The organism is Rhizobium sp. Leaf384, from assembly GCF_001424065.1.
GTDB lineage: Bacteria > Pseudomonadota > Alphaproteobacteria > Rhizobiales > Rhizobiaceae > Ferranicluibacter.
The window spans coordinates 524,750-541,506 of record NZ_LMQE01000005.1 but is presented as its reverse complement, the minus strand read 5'-3'; the positions used below and the strand labels follow the sequence as shown (position 1 = coordinate 541,506).

General features: G+C 59.9%; 21 protein-coding genes. 18 read left to right on the top strand and 3 right to left on the bottom strand.

The window, feature by feature from the left end:
* Position 1 precedes the first annotated feature (1 nt).
* From ASG25_RS10875 to ASG25_RS10865, 3 genes are read left to right on the top strand one after another with little or no spacing between them, the layout of a single operon-like run.
* Entirely contained in the window at positions 2 to 1,588 is a 1,587-nt protein-coding gene (locus ASG25_RS10875; RefSeq protein ID WP_062473344.1) for a tail fiber domain-containing protein, read from the top strand.
* The gene (locus tag ASG25_RS10870; protein WP_062473342.1) at positions 1,585 to 1,899 is read left to right on the top strand and encodes a hypothetical protein; all 315 of its coding nucleotides are present in this window, start codon (positions 1,585 to 1,587) and stop codon (positions 1,897 to 1,899) included. The genes ASG25_RS10875 and ASG25_RS10870 overlap by 4 nt, the downstream gene beginning before the upstream one ends.
* Positions 1,899 to 4,211 carry a hypothetical protein gene (locus ASG25_RS10865; protein WP_062473340.1) on the top strand — a complete coding sequence of 771 codons (2,313 nt, stop codon included), beginning with the start codon at positions 1,899 to 1,901 and terminating at the stop codon, positions 4,209 to 4,211. Before ASG25_RS10870 ends, ASG25_RS10865 begins: the two co-directional genes overlap by 1 nt.
* 66 nt (positions 4,212 to 4,277) lie before the next feature.
* Here ASG25_RS10865 and ASG25_RS10860 read toward each other — a convergent pair whose 3' ends face one another.
* Complete coding sequence (locus ASG25_RS10860; protein WP_062473338.1) at positions 4,278 to 4,472, bottom strand: hypothetical protein; 195 nt, start codon at positions 4,470 to 4,472, stop codon at positions 4,278 to 4,280.
* Between the two features lie 641 nt (positions 4,473 to 5,113).
* Here ASG25_RS10860 and ASG25_RS10855 point away from each other — a divergent pair.
* Entirely contained in the window at positions 5,114 to 6,475 is a 1,362-nt protein-coding gene (locus tag ASG25_RS10855) for a hypothetical protein (RefSeq protein ID WP_156466883.1), read from the top strand.
* A gap of 203 nt (positions 6,476 to 6,678) precedes the next feature.
* Here ASG25_RS10855 and ASG25_RS22735 read toward each other — a convergent pair whose 3' ends face one another.
* The gene (locus ASG25_RS22735; RefSeq protein ID WP_210168462.1) at positions 6,679 to 6,960 is read right to left on the bottom strand and encodes a hypothetical protein; all 282 of its coding nucleotides are present in this window, start codon (positions 6,958 to 6,960) and stop codon (positions 6,679 to 6,681) included.
* A 228-nt stretch (positions 6,961 to 7,188) separates the two neighbouring features.
* On the opposite strand from ASG25_RS22735, the gene ASG25_RS10850 reads away from it, so the two are divergent.
* The 3 genes from ASG25_RS10850 (at position 7,189) to ASG25_RS10840 (ending at position 10,096) form a co-directional block, all read left to right on the top strand.
* Positions 7,189 to 8,001 carry a hypothetical protein gene (locus tag ASG25_RS10850; protein ID WP_244479382.1) on the top strand — a complete coding sequence of 271 codons (813 nt, stop codon included), beginning with the start codon at positions 7,189 to 7,191 and terminating at the stop codon, positions 7,999 to 8,001.
* 80 nt (positions 8,002 to 8,081) lie between these two features.
* Complete coding sequence (locus ASG25_RS23460; protein WP_062473334.1) at positions 8,082 to 9,614, top strand: hypothetical protein; 1,533 nt, start codon at positions 8,082 to 8,084, stop codon at positions 9,612 to 9,614.
* Positions 9,614 to 10,096, top strand: coding sequence for a hypothetical protein (locus ASG25_RS10840; RefSeq protein WP_156466881.1), 483 nt, complete (start codon positions 9,614 to 9,616; stop codon positions 10,094 to 10,096). Before ASG25_RS23460 ends, ASG25_RS10840 begins: the two co-directional genes overlap by 1 nt.
* Positions 10,097 to 10,178: 82 nt before the next feature.
* Here the strand turns inward: ASG25_RS10840 and ASG25_RS22730 are convergent, their stop codons facing one another.
* Entirely contained in the window at positions 10,179 to 10,388 is a 210-nt protein-coding gene (locus tag ASG25_RS22730) for a hypothetical protein (protein ID WP_156466880.1), read from the bottom strand.
* A 77-nt stretch (positions 10,389 to 10,465) separates the two neighbouring features.
* Here ASG25_RS22730 and ASG25_RS10835 point away from each other — a divergent pair, with 77 nt between their 5' ends.
* From ASG25_RS10835 to ASG25_RS10785, 11 genes are all read left to right on the top strand, one after another.
* Positions 10,466 to 11,104 (top strand): M15 family metallopeptidase, encoded by a 639-nt coding sequence (locus tag ASG25_RS10835; RefSeq protein ID WP_062473332.1) that lies wholly within the window; start codon positions 10,466 to 10,468, stop codon positions 11,102 to 11,104.
* 17 nt (positions 11,105 to 11,121) lie between these two features.
* A complete protein-coding gene (locus ASG25_RS10830) occupies positions 11,122 to 11,439 on the top strand; it encodes a cell wall anchor protein (RefSeq protein ID WP_244479381.1) in 318 nt (105 codons plus the stop codon).
* A gap of 2 nt (positions 11,440 to 11,441) precedes the next feature.
* Positions 11,442 to 11,738, top strand: a complete 297-nt coding sequence (locus ASG25_RS10825) for a hypothetical protein (protein WP_062473330.1) — start codon at positions 11,442 to 11,444, stop codon at positions 11,736 to 11,738.
* 15 nt (positions 11,739 to 11,753) lie between these two features.
* Complete coding sequence (locus tag ASG25_RS10820) at positions 11,754 to 12,026, top strand: hypothetical protein (RefSeq protein ID WP_062473328.1); 273 nt, start codon at positions 11,754 to 11,756, stop codon at positions 12,024 to 12,026.
* The gene (locus ASG25_RS10815; protein WP_062473325.1) at positions 12,023 to 12,208 is read left to right on the top strand and encodes a hypothetical protein; all 186 of its coding nucleotides are present in this window, start codon (positions 12,023 to 12,025) and stop codon (positions 12,206 to 12,208) included. Before ASG25_RS10820 ends, ASG25_RS10815 begins: the two co-directional genes overlap by 4 nt.
* Positions 12,205 to 12,690, top strand: coding sequence for a hypothetical protein (locus ASG25_RS10810; protein ID WP_062473323.1), 486 nt, complete (start codon positions 12,205 to 12,207; stop codon positions 12,688 to 12,690). The genes ASG25_RS10815 and ASG25_RS10810 overlap by 4 nt, the downstream gene beginning before the upstream one ends.
* A 9-nt stretch (positions 12,691 to 12,699) precedes the next feature.
* The gene (locus ASG25_RS10805; RefSeq protein WP_062473321.1) at positions 12,700 to 13,116 is read left to right on the top strand and encodes a hypothetical protein; all 417 of its coding nucleotides are present in this window, start codon (positions 12,700 to 12,702) and stop codon (positions 13,114 to 13,116) included.
* A gap of 1 nt (position 13,117) precedes the next feature.
* On the top strand, positions 13,118 to 13,570 hold the full coding sequence (locus ASG25_RS10800) for a hypothetical protein (protein WP_062473318.1): 453 nt from the start codon (positions 13,118 to 13,120) through the stop codon (positions 13,568 to 13,570).
* A 139-nt stretch (positions 13,571 to 13,709) separates the two neighbouring features.
* Positions 13,710 to 15,686 (top strand): hypothetical protein, encoded by a 1,977-nt coding sequence (locus tag ASG25_RS10795; RefSeq protein WP_156466878.1) that lies wholly within the window; start codon positions 13,710 to 13,712, stop codon positions 15,684 to 15,686.
* Positions 15,677 to 15,982, top strand: coding sequence for a hypothetical protein (locus ASG25_RS10790; RefSeq protein ID WP_062473314.1), 306 nt, complete (start codon positions 15,677 to 15,679; stop codon positions 15,980 to 15,982). The genes ASG25_RS10795 and ASG25_RS10790 overlap by 10 nt, the downstream gene beginning before the upstream one ends.
* Entirely contained in the window at positions 15,979 to 16,743 is a 765-nt protein-coding gene (locus tag ASG25_RS10785; protein ID WP_062473312.1) for a right-handed parallel beta-helix repeat-containing protein, read from the top strand. Before ASG25_RS10790 ends, ASG25_RS10785 begins: the two co-directional genes overlap by 4 nt.
* Positions 16,744 to 16,757 lie beyond the last annotated feature (14 nt).

Below are 16,757 nucleotides of genomic sequence, written 5' to 3'. Positions count from 1 at the left end.
CATGGGTCTCTACGGAAGCACACCGAAGGCGCCAGATCCGAAGGACACGGCTGCCGCTCAGACCTCGACCAATATCGGAACGGCAATCGCAAACGGGTATTTGGGGAACGTCAATCAGGTCACGCCAGATGGGTCGTTGACCTATTCGCAGACCGGCACCAACAAGTGGACCGATCCGCAGAGCGGTGACGTCTACGACCTTCCGACGTGGACGGCCACGACAAGTCTGTCACCTGCACAACAGGCCATCAAGGCGCAGGAGGATGCGGCAAGCAAGAACTTGGCGACGCTCGCCAACACCCAGTCTGGCCGGCTTAACACTCTCTTGGCGAACCCTTTTACGATGAACGGCGCGCCGGCCGCGGGTGATGTCTCAAAGCTGACGGCGCCGTCCTACCAACAGTTCAATTCTGGGCCACAGCTGCAGTCGTCAATCGGCAACACCGGGTCGATCCAGAACTCTATCGCCAACGCCGGGAACATCCAGAAAGGCGTTGCCAGCTCCGGGAATATTCAAACTGCGCTCGGGAACGCCGGAGATATCACCAAGTCCTATGACGTGAACTTCGACACGAGCAAATACGAAGACGCCTTGATGCAGCGGCTCAACCCGCAGCTCTCGCAAAGCCGGGAGGCACTTGAAACGAAGTTGGCCGGGCAGGGCCTCCAGCCTGGGTCAGACGCTTATAACCGGGCGATCGATGCTGCAACCAGACAGGAGAATGATGCTCGCATCGGCGCAGTGCTCAACGCTGGACAGGAGCAGTCCCGACTTGCGGGCCTTGCCGCCAACCAGGCAGCATTTCAGAACTCGGCACAGCAGCAGAACTACAATCAGTTGCTCGGCTCCGGCCAATTTGCGAACTCGGCCCAGGCACAGCAGTACGGGCAGAACGCCAACAACATGCAGATGGGCAACGCAGCCCAGGCTCAACAGTTCTCCCAGAACGCCGCCCAGCAGCAGGCCAACAATACGGCTCAGCAGCAGTCCTATCAGCAGGCATTGAGCAACGCGAACCTGAATAACTCGTCTGCGCAGCAGATGTACGCCAACCAGAACAGTGCCACCGCTGCAAACAATGCGCTGAAAGATCAGGGCTTCAACTCCCAGCAAGCCATCATCAACGCGCAGAACGCAGCGCGCTCGAATTACCTGAACGAAAACTATGCGCAGCGGAACCAGAACATCAATGAAGTCCTAGGCTTGGCGTCGGGAGCTCAAGTTTCAAATCCAAACTTTGTGGCTACTCAAGGTCAGAGCATCCCAACGGTCGATTATGCCGGCCTTATCAATCAGGACTACCAGAACAAGCTTGCAGCATCGCAGCAGCAACAAGGCATGTTCGGGTCGATCCTCGGTGGCGTGGGGAGTTTGTTCGCGCTTTCCGACGAGACCGCAAAGAAGGACGTCAAGAAGGTCGGCGGACTCTACGAGTACCGCTACAAGGGCGAAAGCAAGAACGCGCCCAAGCGCATCGGGGTCATGGCCCAGGAGGTCGAGGGCATTCGGCCTGACGCAGTCCGAACCGGGAAAGACGGGCTTAAGCGGGTGAACTACGGTGCGCTGTTCCAGATGGGGGCTCGATGATGCAGTCATTTCTCCTCCAGAACCAGAGCCAGCCCGGCCAGCAGATGACGTCCGAGCAGCGTCAGCAAGCCATGCTGCAGCATGTGCAACAGCAGATCATGGGGCAGCCGGCCCAAAACGTCGCCCAGGGCGCGACCCAACTCGCAACAGGAATTGGAATGGGCTTGGCCAACTACATGGACAAGCCTGAGAACCAGTTTCCAGCCGCACCAGCGGTGCCCGGCGCGAGTCCTGCCAACCCGTCGACGCCAGCGATGGGCCGGATGAATTTCGGCAATCTCTTCAACTTCGGAAATAAGGGTATGCTCTGATGGTCGGCTACATCTTCGGCGGCAACACCGGTCTGAACTATGAAGACCTCCAGAACCGCCGTGCGGCGGCTGACGCGCTTGCCAAGCGGATCATGGGCCAGCAGCCGAAGAACGTAGGAGAGGGCATCGGTGCGCTGCTGCAGGGTGCTGCAGCTGGCATCGGGCGCTACCAAGCAGACAAGGGCCTCAAGAAGGGTCGAGATGAGGCGTCCGCGCAGTTCAACGACATCCTCAGCAAGATCACGGGCCAGCCAGTGCCGTCTGGTGGTGAAGTGAACGCAAGCATTCCCGCATCCGGCGCCGCGAGCGAGATCGCATCTAGCAGCCCAGCTTACGATGTGTCGTCTAACGGCTCCACCTTCACACCGTTCATCGAAACGGTGAAAGCCGGTGGCCTCACCAATCCCTTTGGTCTGGCAGCAGTCGCGGCCACAGGAAAAGCGGAGAGCGGATGGTCGCCAGAGAATGCAGCACGCACTTGGAGTGATCCGAGCGAGAGCGGGAAGCCGGGAACGGCCGGCGGTATCATGTCTTGGCGTGGCCCGCGATACCAAGCTCTTGCGGCGACGGGTGATCTATCTCCGGAAGGCCAGGCGAAGTTCTTCCTCAGCGAAGATCCGAACCTCATTGCCTCACTTAACAAGGCGCAAAGCGTCGAAGAGGCGCAGAGCCTGATGAATCGTGCGTGGGCTTTCAAAGGCTACAATCGGCCAGGCGGTGAGGCGGCACGGCGTATGCAGACGGCAAGCGCTTACCTTCCGCAGTTCCAAGGCAGTCAGCAGCCGACTCAGGTTGCCAGCCTGGATCCATCCGCGGGCATGCAGTCGCCCCAGACTGCCGCACAGGCGATCGAGGCACAGGCGCCGCTCGATGGCGGCAGTCTTTCTGACGAGGTCGCTGAATATCGCTCCACCCCAGAATACCGCGCTCAGTTTCCCGGCAGGCAGCCCGCCTCGCCGGCATTCGACAGCTCTCGGTTTGGAGACGTTGTCCCTCCGCCTCAAAATGGCGACGGACGCGCTGCTCTGCAGGCTGACCTTGCATCCCAAGCAAGCGCATATGCTGCGCCTTCACCGCGCGCCTCTGGTGCGCTTGGAGAGGCCGCCCCTGTGCAGGTCGCTGAGGCCGCTCAGGTCGCTCCTGTGGCTTCTTCACAGCCAGCAGCGCCTAACCCCTCCCAGCCGCAGCCCATGCAGGCACAGCCGTTTCAGATTGACCCGCAGGTTTTGCAGTTCCTGTCCAGCCCGTTTGCCGATGAAGGCCAGAAGCAATCTGTCCGCATGATGCTCCAACAGCAGATGCAGGCAGCCCAGCAGGCACAGGCGGAACAGCAGTGGCGGTCGCGTCAGGACTACGCCAATCAGCAGGAGCAGAATGACCCGTTGCGGCAGGCACAGATCGCTGAAGCAAAGGCGCGCGCAAATGCTCTCCAGACGCCGACACGCCCGATCACGGCCGAGGAGCGGCAGGCATGGGGCATCACGGACAACCGACCCTATGCAATGACCGCGAATGGCCCGGAGGCGATCGGCGGCAACGGGCAGACCATCAACGTCGGCGGTCAGATTGAAGCCCGGAAGCAGGCGGCGGAAGCACTTGGTCTAAAAGCCGATGACCCTCGATACATGGGCTATGTGTTGGGCGGCGACATGCCGAAGGAGAGCCAGCAGAACCTGACCGCGATCGACAAGAAAGCGGTATTGGACGCGCTCGACCAAGTGCAGGCTTCGAAGTCGGCAACCGAGCAGTTGCAGAGCATCATCACGCCTGGCGAGAACGGCCAGTCACTGAATGATCGAGCTGGATCTGGTGCCATGGCCGACTGGCAATCGTGGGCAGCCCGGAACGACCCGACTGGGTTCTTCGACGACGCCAAGGGGCAGGCAACAACGGAGCTCAACAATACCGTGCTGAACCAGGCGCTCGGCTCACTCAAGTCAATCTTCGGTGCAGCTCCTACGGAAGGGGAGCGCCAAATCCTGATGGACATGCAGGCCAGTGTGGACAAGACACCGGCCGAGCGGAAGATCATCATCGACAAGGCAATCGCGCTCGCTCAACGGCGTCAGCAGTTCAATCAGGACCGCGCTGACGAGATCCGTGGGAACACGTTCTACAAGCCGAAGCCCAGTGACCAGCCAAACGTACAGACCAACCCGCCGCGTACGGCAGACGAAGCTACTGGCATGCCACCATCCCGGCAGGACAACTCCGCCGTCGCCCGTCCCACTACCGATGAAGAGTTCAACGCTTTGCCGCCAGGATCTCTCTACATCGATCCGGACGACGGCAAACAGTATAGGAAACCATGATGAGAGTTGCTGACCGACGAGCTGCCGACGCCATCATCGACTTGCAGCGAAAGCGAGGGATGATCTCTACGTCAGATTTCGGAAAAACCGAACAATCTCGATGGTCCCCGATAGAGCGTTCTGACGACGGAGATGCTCTTCAATCTCATCAAGGCGGTCCTCAAGGTCATGCCCCGGCGGCAAAGACTGAATGACCATTGCCAAAACCAGCCGCAGGCCGTGCAACTGTGCATGCAGCTCTGTCAGATCGTCGTTTTTCATTGTGCGCCCTCGGTTTGCGCGATCATTGAATCTATCTCCACGGGAGTCGAGTCATGCCAAGGTTTAACGGAGTCCCCGTCGAGCAGGCGGCAGAGCAGGAAGGCGCTCCTCGCAAGCCTCGCTTCGGTGGAATCCCGGTCTCCAATGAGCCGCAGTTCGCAGGTGGCATGGCGGGGGCTGCAGCACTCGGCGCCGGCGACACTATGTCCTTCGGTTTCGGCGATGAGCTCGGGGCAGGGCTCGGGGCTGCATCAGAGTACCTCGCCTCGAAAATCACAGGTGAGGAGCCGCGGTCCTACAGCGAGCTCCTCGGCAAGATGAGAGACCAAGAGGCGCGCGCAAAGGAAACGAACCCGGGCTCGTTTCTCACCGGGCAGATCGCAGGTGGCCTTGCCGGCGGCGCAGGGCTCGCTCGAGGCGGTCTTTCGCTGGGAGCAAATGCGATCCAGAAAGGCGCTAACCTGGCGAGAGTATCGGGTGCTTCTCTCGCCGACGGCGCGATACTCGGTGGGCTTCAGGGCGTCGGAAGTGGCGAAGGACTAGACGGACGTATCCAGGCTGGGACCGTTGGAATGCTTACAGGGGGAGCGCTTGGTGGCGTTGCGCCAGGGGCTATCGCTGGGGTTCAGAAAGTAGCTGGCATGGCTGCTGCACCGATAGCTGCCAGAGTATTTCCCGATCGCTATGCTGAGCGGGCGTTGGGCGACACACTTCGTCGTTCGGGCATGACAGTCGATGAGGTGGCGAATGCGCTTGATGCCGCTCGGGCTGACGGGCAGGGCATGTTCAACGTTGCCGACGCCATGGGCAACGCCGGGCAGCGGATGCTCTCGACGGCGGCCCGCACGCCACACAATGAACGGCAGGCAGTGATTGAAGGCTTACAGTCCCGGCAGATCGGTCAAGGCGAGCGTCTTGCCAGCTTCCTTGCAGAGGGCTTCAACGCTCCAGACACGGCAGCCCAGAGAGCTGCTCGGCTGACTACCGAACGCGCAACGGCCGCCAATGCCAACTACGGCGCGGCTCGTAACAGCGCGGGCGTCGTGGACCCGACCAATGCAATCGCCGCGGCAGACGACTTCCTCAGCCCAGGCGCAACCCGACTGATGAACCCCGGCAACAATATCGCAGACGATTCGATCGAAGCCGCGGTTCGTCGGGCGCGATCCTATCTCACCGACGGGAATTCCGTTCTCACCGACTTCAACGCCTCCCTTCGGGCGAAGCAGGAGTTGGATGCGATGATCGAAGGTGCTCGGCCAGCCGCGCAGCGACAGCTTATCCCAGTTCGTAACGCGCTGGACAACGCGCTGGAACAGGCATCACCCAATTATGCCGCCGCGCGCAACGCCTTCCGTCAGCAGAGCAGGTCAATTGACGCCGTAGAGGCTGGAACGAATGCTGCATCCCCGCGAGTCCGCTCGGCTGACAGCGTTCCCGCATTCCAAGGAATGTCACCTGAAGAGCAAGCTGCATTCCGTGCAGGCTACGTGGATCCATACATCACAAAGATCGAATCCACATCGATGTCGCCGACCACCAACAAGGCGCGTGGCCTGATCACCCCGAAAACGGGTGAAGAGTTTCCGGCATTCGCAGCGCCCGGCCGAGGAGACCAAATGGGAAACCGCATTGCGCGCGAGCAGCGCATGTTTGAGACCTCTAATGCGGCCTTGGGCGGATCGAAGACTGCTGACAACCTTGCCGATGCTGCAGAATTGAACCGGTTCGACCCAGGCGTGATGAGCGCGCTGATGAACGGAAAGCCTATTTCGGCGCTGCTTGCCGGGGCTAAGGGGGTCTTGAACGAAGCCTCCGGAACGCCACCGCGCGTTGTCGAACAGCTGGCCCGCGCCTTGATGGAAAGCGACCCGGCGGCGGCCCGCGCGGTCCTCCAGGGCGGGCAGAACCGAGTAACGAGCTCTGATGAACTCAGAGCGCGCATCATATCTACGCTACTCGGGACGGGAGCCGCCGGAGCCGGGCGGATTGCGGCGCCATGATGCTGGCGTCTTGTTGCCGGTGATGTCGATCGCCCATGCAACGATGCCTGCACCTGTCATAACGCCGAGGGCTATCGACGCCCAGTGGACTTCGAATGAGTACAAATAACCGCACCAAGCTAAAGCGATGAGCGGCAATACCCATCGCCATGGCGCAGGCGAACGATCAACGGGCGGTTCGTTCTTATCATGATCGATCTGCATCAATAGCAACTCATGCTGTAGCTGGAAGACTGTCCGCCGACAAAGGTACTGCGCGGCGTCGTCGTGCAATTCACGGGACGGTTGGCAATAGCGTTGTTCTGCATCTGCGCGCCAGTGGCCGATAGCCCTGCGCCGGCACGCCGGAACGCTGCTTGATGGCTTTGGCTACGCTCACTGGTCTTGAACATGCGGCATTGGGCATAGGTAGGAGAGCCAGGGGCCGCGCCGATGGATCGGCAATACTGATCGTCCATAGCGGCGAGTCTCTCTTTGCCGATCATTGCATCACCGATGGGCGTGCCCTGACATCCTGCCAAGGTCAGCAGCGCGAGTAGAGTTGCAGTCCTCATAGTCCATCGACTTTCTGCCATCCAGCGGTGCTCGGCATGCCTTGAGCAATTTGCATGGCAACCATACGCAAGAAAATTAAGCGCAGCAATCCAACTCTGCGTTGACTCTGTAACGACTCCTCATAGTCTGCAGCCCTCTATTGTCTGGGGGATTTCAGAATGGGTGTTACGGTTACGGTGGGGGCCAACTTTGGCCTCGACATGAGGGAATTGGATTTCAGTTCGATCTGGTATGCAGATGAAACTGCTACAACATCGAAGCTGTTCAGAGCATATTATTCAAACGGCTTCATCGATGAATTTCGCGGCACGAAGTTCAGCTATGACGATGACGGCGTTCCGACGGGCGGGACCGCGACGAGCTATGCGGGCCTCTACAACGGACAGCGGGTGTTCACCATCGACGGAGCATCGATCTCCGTAAAGTCCATCGTCGACGCGTCCCTTACCTACGACACAAAGGATGACCTGCGCCTTATCAAGGACGAACTAGCAGGCGCGGACACCTTCAAAGGCGGTAACGCACGGGACGTCATGTTCGGCTATGGTGGCAATGACACCATGAAGGGCAACGCTGGCAACGACCTGCTGGTCGGCGGAGGCGGCAACGACAAGCTCGAAGGTGGTCTTGGCGGGGACTACCTCTACGGTGAGTCAGGAGCTGACACCTTCATTTTTCGCAGCGTGAAAGAGTCGACGGTTGCGTCGGCGGGTAGAGACACGATTTTCGACTTCACGTCTGCCGACCATATCGATCTGCGATCCATCGACGCGAGCACTAAGGCAAGCGGGAATCAAAGCTTCTCCTTCTTGGGGACGAAGGACTTCACGGGTAAAGCAGGCGAAGTGCGTTACGAGAAAAAGGCGTCTGACACCTACATCTACGCCGACACAAACGGGGACAAGAAGGCCGATTTCGCGATCCATCTTGACGATGCGATCACACTGAAATCTGGGTTCTTCCTCCTCTAATTCAGAGACAAATTGTCAGTATTCGATCAAGGCGGCTCCTTTCGGAAGCCGCCTTTTTCTATGGGGAAAAGGGACGTTGAATGCCTAGATCAGGTGGAATCTATACACCGCCGGCAGGGTCGAAGGGCTCGCCAGGCACGACGATCCAGTCAAGCAAGTTCAATGCTTTGGTTGACGATTTGTCGGCAGACGCAAATGCCGCTCGCCCGATTACTGCCGGCGGAACTGGGGCCACAAACGCTACCGCGGCGAGGACAGCGCTCGGGGTACAAGCCTACGACGATGGCCTGCAGTCTATCGCCGCGTTGACCACTGCCGCTGATCGTATGATCTATACTACGGCGATGGACGCCTATGCCGTAACCGCGCTGACGGCATTCGCGCGTTCGATCCTTGATGATGCGGACGCCGCCACTGCTCGAGCAACGCTCGGCGCGAACAATGCGGCCAACCTAACTACTGGGTTGGTAGACCCCGCAAGGATCAAGCATTGGCTTGCGTCCACAGCCGATAGTGGCTCCGTCTACATGACGAACAGCCTCGACGGGACGACCGGGGGACGTATAGGCCTTACGACGGCTGGGAACCTGATTTATTCCTTCAATGATGTGGAAATGTTCCGTGTCGGCACAACCGGCATCATGGGAAGCGTTTCTATTCCCGCGTCGCTGCTGACTGGCCTTACCGTCAATGATGCGAATTGGTCTGGTGCGGATCTGTCGATTGCCAACGGAGGAACAGGCGCTTCAACGGCTGCCGCGGCATTGGCAGCGTTGGGTGGGAATAACGCATCCAATCTCAGTACTGGAACCGTCCCTAATGGGCGCATCTCAGGTTCCTATGACGGCATCGACACGCTGACCGCAAATCGGGTCCGGTTGCTGGCAACAAACGACGCAACCGTCGCATCTACCGCGCACGCCTTTCAAGTTGGCCCTGATAGTGGCAGCAACCTCATCATCGACAACAACGAAATCATGTCTCGTATCAACGGCGTGGTCGATGAGCTGAATCTGAACGTCGACGGCGGCCAAGTGAACATCGGCGGCGATGCCAACACCTGGATTATCTTCCTGCGATCCCCGACAACGGTCAACAGGCTGCTGACTCTGGGCGCTGGCCTTCGAATGATTGATCAGACGCTTGATATCGGCAACGCCGGCATCTTGTGCTGGGGAAATGAGGATGACAGGCTCGTATTTGACGAGACCAACAACAGTTTTACGTTTTACGCCGACGATGCTACGGCCGGGCTTCGCGTAGGCAATCTCACCATTGACGACGATTTGCCTATATCAAGTGGTGGGACGGGTGCGTCCTCAGCGTCTAGTGCCAGAACGAATCTAGGCCTTGGCCAGCTTGCTACGCTCGACAGGCTCGACCTGATCTATACCGGCACAACCTCAACTGAAACGAACTATCCTCTTGGGGCTTTCATTCTGGTCAACGTGAATGGGCAGACGCCTCCAGCTCGGAATGGCTCAGCCTCAATCTACAACTCCGGTGTAAACTTTGCCTTCCAGCTTGGAGCTAACGGCACGGTTTTAAGTGGCACGTGGAGAAACCGTGGTGCGTTGAGCAATGACACAGCGTTATTCCAGAGGACTGCTTAATGGAAAATAAGACCCTCTCCATTCTAGATGTCCACAAGGTAACGGCGACATCCGAGCCTGATGTGTTCATCTTAGATGTTTCCATTCTTGATGGGTTTGGCGGCGAAGAGCGCGGGGATTTCGTTAGCCGCCCAGATGATACAGCCGGTCTTGGTCCAGCGGCACGAGATTGGCTGAAAACAAATGAACATGAGGTGTTGCCTTTCGTGCCACCGACGCTGCAGGAGATCCGCGCGAGCCTCCATTCACTCACCCGTCGCCAGTTGCGTCTCGGCCTTCTGACGAACGGCATCACGTCCGCCCAGGTCGGCGCCGTCATCGAGGCAATGCCGGCCGGCGTGGAGAAGGAAATGGCAAAGATCGAGTGGGAAGACGCGAGTTCGTTCGAGCGGCTACACCCGCTCATTGCCTCCGTCGGCGGCGCGCTCGGCCTGACCGACGTGCAGATTGACGCCATGTGGGCCGCGGCAGCCGCTCTCTGATCTCAGCGATTGCTTGGAAGACGAGCGCCACGGCAGGATCTGTGGCTGGTGAAGTTGGCCCACGTCATTTTAGACTGGTCAGCTAGTGGCGCTGGCGACGTTGAAGGCTGGGATGATTGATTAGCAATCCCCCATCGCTCTCGTGCAGCGTGGACTCATTGTGATCCCCTGTCCACCGATGGCGTTCCCGCCGGATGCCGTCTTCGACCATCTTTGCAGGGTCTTTCTCGCCGCGGGTCATATGCTCGGCGACGATCGCCCACGCCAGCTGCTTTATATCGTCTGAAGCCAAATCAGCCTCCTGTTTTCAAGGGGTGTCTTAAGCTGTCGGACTGTAGCCAAGCTTACGCACAACCAGAGGACATCTCTATGAAGACCACCTTGGATGTTCAATCCGAGCTGCAACGCCGTGGCTATTACAAAGGCGAGTTGGACGGCCTGAAGGGTCCTCAGACGGACTATGCGATCCGGCAGTTCCAGTCGGCAAACGGACTCGAACGCGACGGAGACGTCGGGCCGATGACGCTGGCGAAGCTGTTCCCCGCAGCCAAGCCCGCGCCAGTCATGCAAACGCCTGTCTCCGCTTTCGACAAGGCGTCACAGGCCAATCTGTCGAAAGCCCACCCTAAGATCCAAGCGGTGCTGGTGCGAGCCCGCGAGGAAGTTGAGTTCCGCGTTCTAGACTCCAGCCGGGGCAGCGCAGCGCAGGAGAAGGCGTTCAAGGAAGGCCGGAGCAAAGCACGCTTCGGGCAGTCCGCGCACAACTGGTCACCGGCGATCGCTGTCGACCTCTTCCCGGCGCCGTATGATTGGAACGCCGTGAAGGCATTCGACGATCTGGCCGCCGTCGTCATGCGGATCGCGAAGGAAATGAAGGTGCCACTTCGCTGGGGCGGCGACTGGAACATGGACGGCAACAAGACGACGTCCGACGCCTGGGACAGGCCCCATTTCGAACTCCACCCTTGGCGCGACTTCGCCAAACACTGCACCCCCTACCTCTCCTGACCCCTGAAGGAACGACCATGCTGAAAACCCTGCTGTTGATCGCAGCGGCATGCCTTGTGCTGCCCGCTTGCCAGACTGTCCAGATCGACGCTGCGATCGAGAAGAACCTGCCGAAGGTCTGCTCGGCCGCTGCGACCGCGCATTCCGCGTTCGTCGTCGTTGCCGCGACCGGCAACCTCAAGGCCAAGACTATCGCCAAGGAAGCCGTCGCGTGGCGCGCGCTGGAGGTCGTCTGCGATGACCCGCAGGGCGTCACAACCGCAAATGCGCTGGTCAAGGCTGCCGAGGCCTATGCCGTCATCACCATCGCCCTCCGTGAAGCCAAGGAAGCCTGACCATGAACATTAGCAACTATCTCCCCATGGTCATTCGCTATGCGCTCGTCTCGCTCGCGACGCTCCTTGCAACACGCGGCTGGATCGACGGCGACCAGAACGCAGTCATCAGCCAGAATCTCGACGCCATCGTTGGTGCGCTGATTGCGCTAGGCACTGTCGCCTATGCCCTGTTCAAGCGTCCGTCGCAGAAAGCGCTCGAGGCGGCGAAGGAAATCGACAAGCAGCTGCCGAAATCGGCGCCCGTCGTGATCCAGACACCAGGAACCCAGCCCGACATTATCGTGCAGCCCAAGTAGCAGGAGCGCAGCTGAATGGTCGAAGACGCATCCAAGGAGATTGTGTCGTGGATGCTGACGAATGGTGGCGTCTTCGCCGTCACGAGCCTGCTCTTCCTCGGGCTGTACTTCTGGGAAAGACGAGCGAGAGCTCTGGATCGGAAGGACTTCGACGCGGCGCTCGCAGCCTCGGTAGCCGAGAACGTCAACACGTTGAAACTCGTCATCCCGCTTACTCAGAAATTCACAGACACCATGGATGTCGTCCTGCCGCTTGCCCTGGCGCAGCTCAACAGGAGGTCCGAATGAGTTTCGCTTGGTGGCGCCGACCGGAAGGGAGAACCCGTAGCCCTGCGCCGGTCATCGAAAACGAGAAGCGCGAACGCCAGGCCGAGTTGGCACAAGCTGTCGTCACATTTGAGCGGCGCAGGCTGAGCGTACACGAAACAGCGAAACAAGCATTGCAGAGCATGCGGGAGAACGACAAATGAAGCGGCTTACGACAAGCTGGGCGGCGTGGAGCTGCGTTGCGGCTGTCTCGACGTTCCTGCTCCTCAACTCCGTCATTCCCCATTCTGCTATGGTCGAAATTTCATCCGCGCTCGTCCTCGGGACAACGGTTGCGATCATTTTCCGATGGACGAGGGATGCGCTCATTTCGTTGCGCGACGGAAGACAAGGGCACGATTTCCTGATCGTCGGCGTTTTCTCCATCGTGTTGATGATCCTGATTCAGCGCGTCTGGGTAATTTGGCTGCGCATCACCGATCGACCCGACCATCTCGTCAATTCGGCCATGACGGCCTTCATCCCTTGGATGCTCGCTTGGGCCTGTATTCTCGTGCTCATTGCGCCGGACGCAGGGGTAGGGGCCGTTCCCCCGCGTAGCCGAGTCCTTCTCTACGTCGGGCTTTTCGCCGCCGGCATGGCGTCCGGCGTCAGCATCCTTCTCCCCTTCATTCTCTCGAAATAGGAGCCCGCAATGGCAGTAGAGACAACTGAGACCACCGTCGCGGGCTTCACCGGGCGCGCCAATCTGATGAAGGCCGTCTCGATTGACCCTTCGACAGGCGCCGCAATCTCACCGACGACCAAGAAGCAATACACGTTGCTGGCCGGGTACTCCGCGATCGGCAGTGGGCCACAGGTTGGGCCGGTGGATGGCGGCGATTACATCTGGCGCGTCGAGGCAACGACGTGGACCGGAGTGACCGCCAACCTCGAATTTCTCAAGCTTGATGGCGTGAGCTGGGCGCCGGTGCTGAAGGCAGATACGAGCCCAGTAGTGGCCACGGCAGATGCCTCTATCGGCATCGGCATTGCGCAGGGCTCGATCATGCGCGTGAGGACGAGCGGTGCGGCCCCCGTCAACATGAACAGCGCACTCGGAGGGCTCTGATATGTCGGCCGTTGGATATGGCCTCGCTGTCAGCCAAGCATTCATGGACAGCCTTATGAGTCGGGTGAAGTCGCTCGAGACGAACAAGGCCGATGTGCAGACGGTCAACGCAATCGAGACTGAGATCAGCACTCCGTCGCCGATGCGCGGGCAGAGTGAGCGCATTCAGGTCGTCGGCTCGGCCGGCCTCGCTACTTGGGTCTACCCAACGGCGTTCGACGTAAATCCCTCCATTCAAGCGACGGCAGAAACGCCGGCCGTAGCGACGTTCACGAACGTCGCATCCGTGGTGCAGGGGTCGATATCGAAGACACAGGTTCAGATCGCCGTCGTCCAGATCCCGAAGTCGATCACGCTACCAACGTTGGCTACAGCGCTTCTCGGGTTGGTCATCTCCCTCTTCGGGGTAGCGCCAGCTGGTGTCTACGTCCAAGTGTACGCAAGGAAGCCCTGATATGGTCTCAAGAGCAATACTCAACGGCTGGCCATTGGTCCCGCCGTGCAGACCTGCCACGTCTCCCGCGTTTACCGTGCCGCCTTCCATTTCGGGGGTGTTCGCTGTCGGCTCGACCTTGACTGCCTCATCGGGTACCGTGACCGGCTTCCCAACGCCCTCAATCAGCTACCGCTGGTATCGCGACGGCTTCGACACCGGCGTGACAGCCTCGACTTACCCGATCAGCGCAGCGGATCTCGGCCTCCGGATAGATCTTGCCGTTGTCGCCACGAATGCGAGCGGGAGCATGCCTGCTTATGTCACCGGCAGCACCGTAGGGCAGGGTGGTGGGGTGCCTGTCACACCACTCGGCCCAACCACCGCTAGTTTCACAGCTGGCGCAAGTGCCGGCACGCTGATTGCTGCAATCACCGGACTCTCTGCGGGCGAGACGGTAACAGCAGTCACTCCAAATGATGGTCGATTGGCCATCGCCGGCGGCGGCACACAGCTGGTTACCGGCCTGTCAGCTTCGTCTGCTGGAAGCATTGCGGCTACTTTGACGACGAGCGCAGGCCGGACCCTGAGCGTGGCGATCACCGTCAATGCGGCTGGCGCTTCGCCTTACAGGTTCGCCGCCACCCGGCTGCGGTTTCCGACTGTCACGGGCACGTTCCCGGCGGCGGGCAACTATCAGATCGCGAGCTTCTTCTTCGGGTCGCCCGCCTACGACGTGACCGAGCCGCGCTTTTTCATGCCGACGTTCTACCAGCTGACGACCGGCGCCAACCCTTCTGAGATCATCGCCCCGAACTCATTCAACCTTGAAGGCGTATCGATCAAGGTGGGCGGCGTCTGGTACGCCGTGCCGAACGCGTCCTTTACGATCGACCCCTCGACGGAGTCCTGCGGATACCTGCTCGATCCCATCCCCGGCCTCACCATCCCTGCGAACTCCCTGATTGAGGGTCGAGTGGCCTTCAACGGCGCGACCGGCGCAACCATGATCGGCGTGTCGCGCGCGAACCTTATGGGCGAGGTCGCAGGCGGATCTTCGACGAGCCTTGCCGCGAAGCTCACGGACGGGTCCGCTATCACGCAGTCCAACGCCGTGGCGCGTCAGTACATCCCCGCGTTCATGGTCGCCAAGGGTGGTGACGGTCGTCCTGTCTTCTTGCTTGCCGGCGACAGCATCCAGGCCGGGGCTAACGCTAACGGTGCGTCGTTCGGCCTTCTGTCTCCTCGTGGGAATGTCGGCTACTGGCAAAGTGGTCTTGACGACAACACCGGGTCGAAGCGTCTTGCTTATGGCACCCTCGCGTTGGAAGGCTCGCGCCCCGGCGATTGGTCCACGCGGGCGAACTGGGCTCGCAAGCTGGACGCGGTCAAGAAGGTCACAACGGCCAATGGTGGCGTCCCTCCCTTCACGCAGATCGGGTCGAACCACGGCAACAACTCAATCAACGCGGCGGACCTGTACGCAACCGTGGTCGCCTTCTGGCAGCTCCTGAAGGCCGAGTTCCCCGGCATTCCGATCCACCATTCGGAGCTTCTCAGCCGTCCGACCTCGACGGACGGTTTCCAGTCGCTGGCAAACCAGAACGTGGCCGCTGTGGACACCTACAACGGCGGGGTTGCGGCAGGGATGGGGCAGCGCTTTGTCTTCAATGAGAAGGTCGGCAAAGGAGCGCTTCTGGGCGATCCTACCGCGCAGGCCCGTGTTGACGGATGGATTGCCAGCTCGTTCGCGCCATGGCGCATCTACGCCTACGATACGGGGGTCAACCGCGACAAGCTGTCGATCATCGCCGGGGCTTACACGCTTGCAGCTGATGTCGCCTCGGGCGCGACGGTCTTTACGCTCACCGACGTCACGAACATTCAGCAAGGTGACATGGTAGGCGTCAACTACGTGGCGGCGGGCGCTGCGTCCTTCGACAGCATCGTGACCGCCGTGAACACCGGCACAAAGCAGATCACCCTGGCCTCCGGTGCGACGCAAGCCTTTACCGCTAACACGCCGGTCAACCCGATGTGGAACAGCCGAGACGGCCTTCACCCGGGCTTGCGAGCCCACAACCGCATAGCACTTGAAGCTGTCGTTCCGTGGAAAGTCGCGCAGGGATGGGTATGATCATGACGGGCAGGAGAGAAACGATCATCGTGCGTGGGGATAGCGTATCTTGCTACATAACCGATGAACTAGGCGAGTGCGGATGGAATGAGAACGGCGTGTCATCTGCTGGTGTGTTCATGAACGAACAGAGCAAGCGAGACTTTCTAGCGCAGGTTAGAGAGATCCTCAAAGGGATCGATCGTCAAGAAGGGCACCACGAGGACGGTTGGTGGGAGACATCAATCGGAGCCGAGTTTGGCCAAAGCAAACTCCGCGAGATCGAAAATCTCATTGAAGGGCTAAAGTGTTCATGAAAAACGCACTTGATCTGCCTCTCAAAGGGCTCGTCCGTCGCGCCGATAACCGTATCATCATCCAGCAGCCGGGTTACGTTCTTGACGGCTACGACCTGACGGACTTCTACGTCTCCGTTGTTGCTGACGACGTGGTCATTACCCGCTGCCTGCTCGGCGCTGCGGGCAACTTCACCGTTGATCAGCAGTCAGGATCGGGGCTGACTGTCATCGGCTGCGACTTCGATACGAAGCATGTGGCGAGCAAGCAGATGGCCTTCATCAGCGGCAGGGACGGAACCCTGACCGTCCGAAAGTGTAAGTTCAAGGGTGCAGGGTCCGATTGTATCCTGATCTCACGCGGCATCATCGAGGACAACGAGTTCTCCGACCCGTGGGGGCGCCCAGGCTCCCACTCGGACGCGATCACCGTCTCGAAGACGACCGGGCCGGTGGCGATCCGCAACAACAGGTTCGATTGGCGTGCTCTGCCGGGTGCGCCAGGAGGCCCCAACAATTGCATCCGCGTCTCAGCCACGGCGAGCGCTGTCGTCCGTGATGTAACGATCGAGCGCAATACGCTGGTCGGTGGCACATTTCCTATTCAAGCGGGTGTAGATCCGACCTCGAACAAGGACACACGCTGCGAGCGCATCGCCATCCGCGACAACGTCGTCAGTGGCTGGGGAAAAAGTATGGGCTGGCTCTATCCGACGAAGCGAGCGGCTGACCTCGTCTGTGTCGGGAACCGCACTCCAGACGGCGAACTGCTCGCAGCCTGACCGCCGACCCATTA

Coding starts and splice junctions, on each gene's coding strand:
- ASG25_RS10800 (WP_062473318.1), top strand. CDS start 13,118: ATGTCGGCCGTTGGATATGGCCTCGCTGTCAGCCAAGCATTCATGGAC.
- ASG25_RS10855 (WP_156466883.1), top strand. CDS start 5,114: ATGGCTGCTGCACCGATAGCTGCCAGAGTATTTCCCGATCGCTATGCT.
- ASG25_RS10865 (WP_062473340.1), top strand. CDS start 1,899: ATGGTCGGCTACATCTTCGGCGGCAACACCGGTCTGAACTATGAAGAC.
- ASG25_RS10850 (WP_244479382.1), top strand. CDS start 7,189: ATGGGTGTTACGGTTACGGTGGGGGCCAACTTTGGCCTCGACATGAGG.
- ASG25_RS10790 (WP_062473314.1), top strand. CDS start 15,677: ATGGGTATGATCATGACGGGCAGGAGAGAAACGATCATCGTGCGTGGG.
- ASG25_RS10820 (WP_062473328.1), top strand. CDS start 11,754: ATGGTCGAAGACGCATCCAAGGAGATTGTGTCGTGGATGCTGACGAAT.
- ASG25_RS23460 (WP_062473334.1), top strand. CDS start 8,082: ATGCCTAGATCAGGTGGAATCTATACACCGCCGGCAGGGTCGAAGGGC.
- ASG25_RS10840 (WP_156466881.1), top strand. CDS start 9,614: ATGGAAAATAAGACCCTCTCCATTCTAGATGTCCACAAGGTAACGGCG.
- ASG25_RS10830 (WP_244479381.1), top strand. CDS start 11,122: ATGCTGAAAACCCTGCTGTTGATCGCAGCGGCATGCCTTGTGCTGCCC.
- ASG25_RS10860 (WP_062473338.1), bottom strand. CDS start 4,472: ATGAAAAACGACGATCTGACAGAGCTGCATGCACAGTTGCACGGCCTG.
- ASG25_RS10785 (WP_062473312.1), top strand. CDS start 15,979: ATGAAAAACGCACTTGATCTGCCTCTCAAAGGGCTCGTCCGTCGCGCC.
- ASG25_RS10805 (WP_062473321.1), top strand. CDS start 12,700: ATGGCAGTAGAGACAACTGAGACCACCGTCGCGGGCTTCACCGGGCGC.
- ASG25_RS10870 (WP_062473342.1), top strand. CDS start 1,585: ATGATGCAGTCATTTCTCCTCCAGAACCAGAGCCAGCCCGGCCAGCAG.
- ASG25_RS10825 (WP_062473330.1), top strand. CDS start 11,442: ATGAACATTAGCAACTATCTCCCCATGGTCATTCGCTATGCGCTCGTC.
- ASG25_RS10810 (WP_062473323.1), top strand. CDS start 12,205: ATGAAGCGGCTTACGACAAGCTGGGCGGCGTGGAGCTGCGTTGCGGCT.
- ASG25_RS22735 (WP_210168462.1), bottom strand. CDS start 6,960: ATGATCGGCAAAGAGAGACTCGCCGCTATGGACGATCAGTATTGCCGA.
- ASG25_RS10815 (WP_062473325.1), top strand. CDS start 12,023: ATGAGTTTCGCTTGGTGGCGCCGACCGGAAGGGAGAACCCGTAGCCCT.
- ASG25_RS10875 (WP_062473344.1), top strand. CDS start 2: ATGGGTCTCTACGGAAGCACACCGAAGGCGCCAGATCCGAAGGACACG.
- ASG25_RS10835 (WP_062473332.1), top strand. CDS start 10,466: ATGAAGACCACCTTGGATGTTCAATCCGAGCTGCAACGCCGTGGCTAT.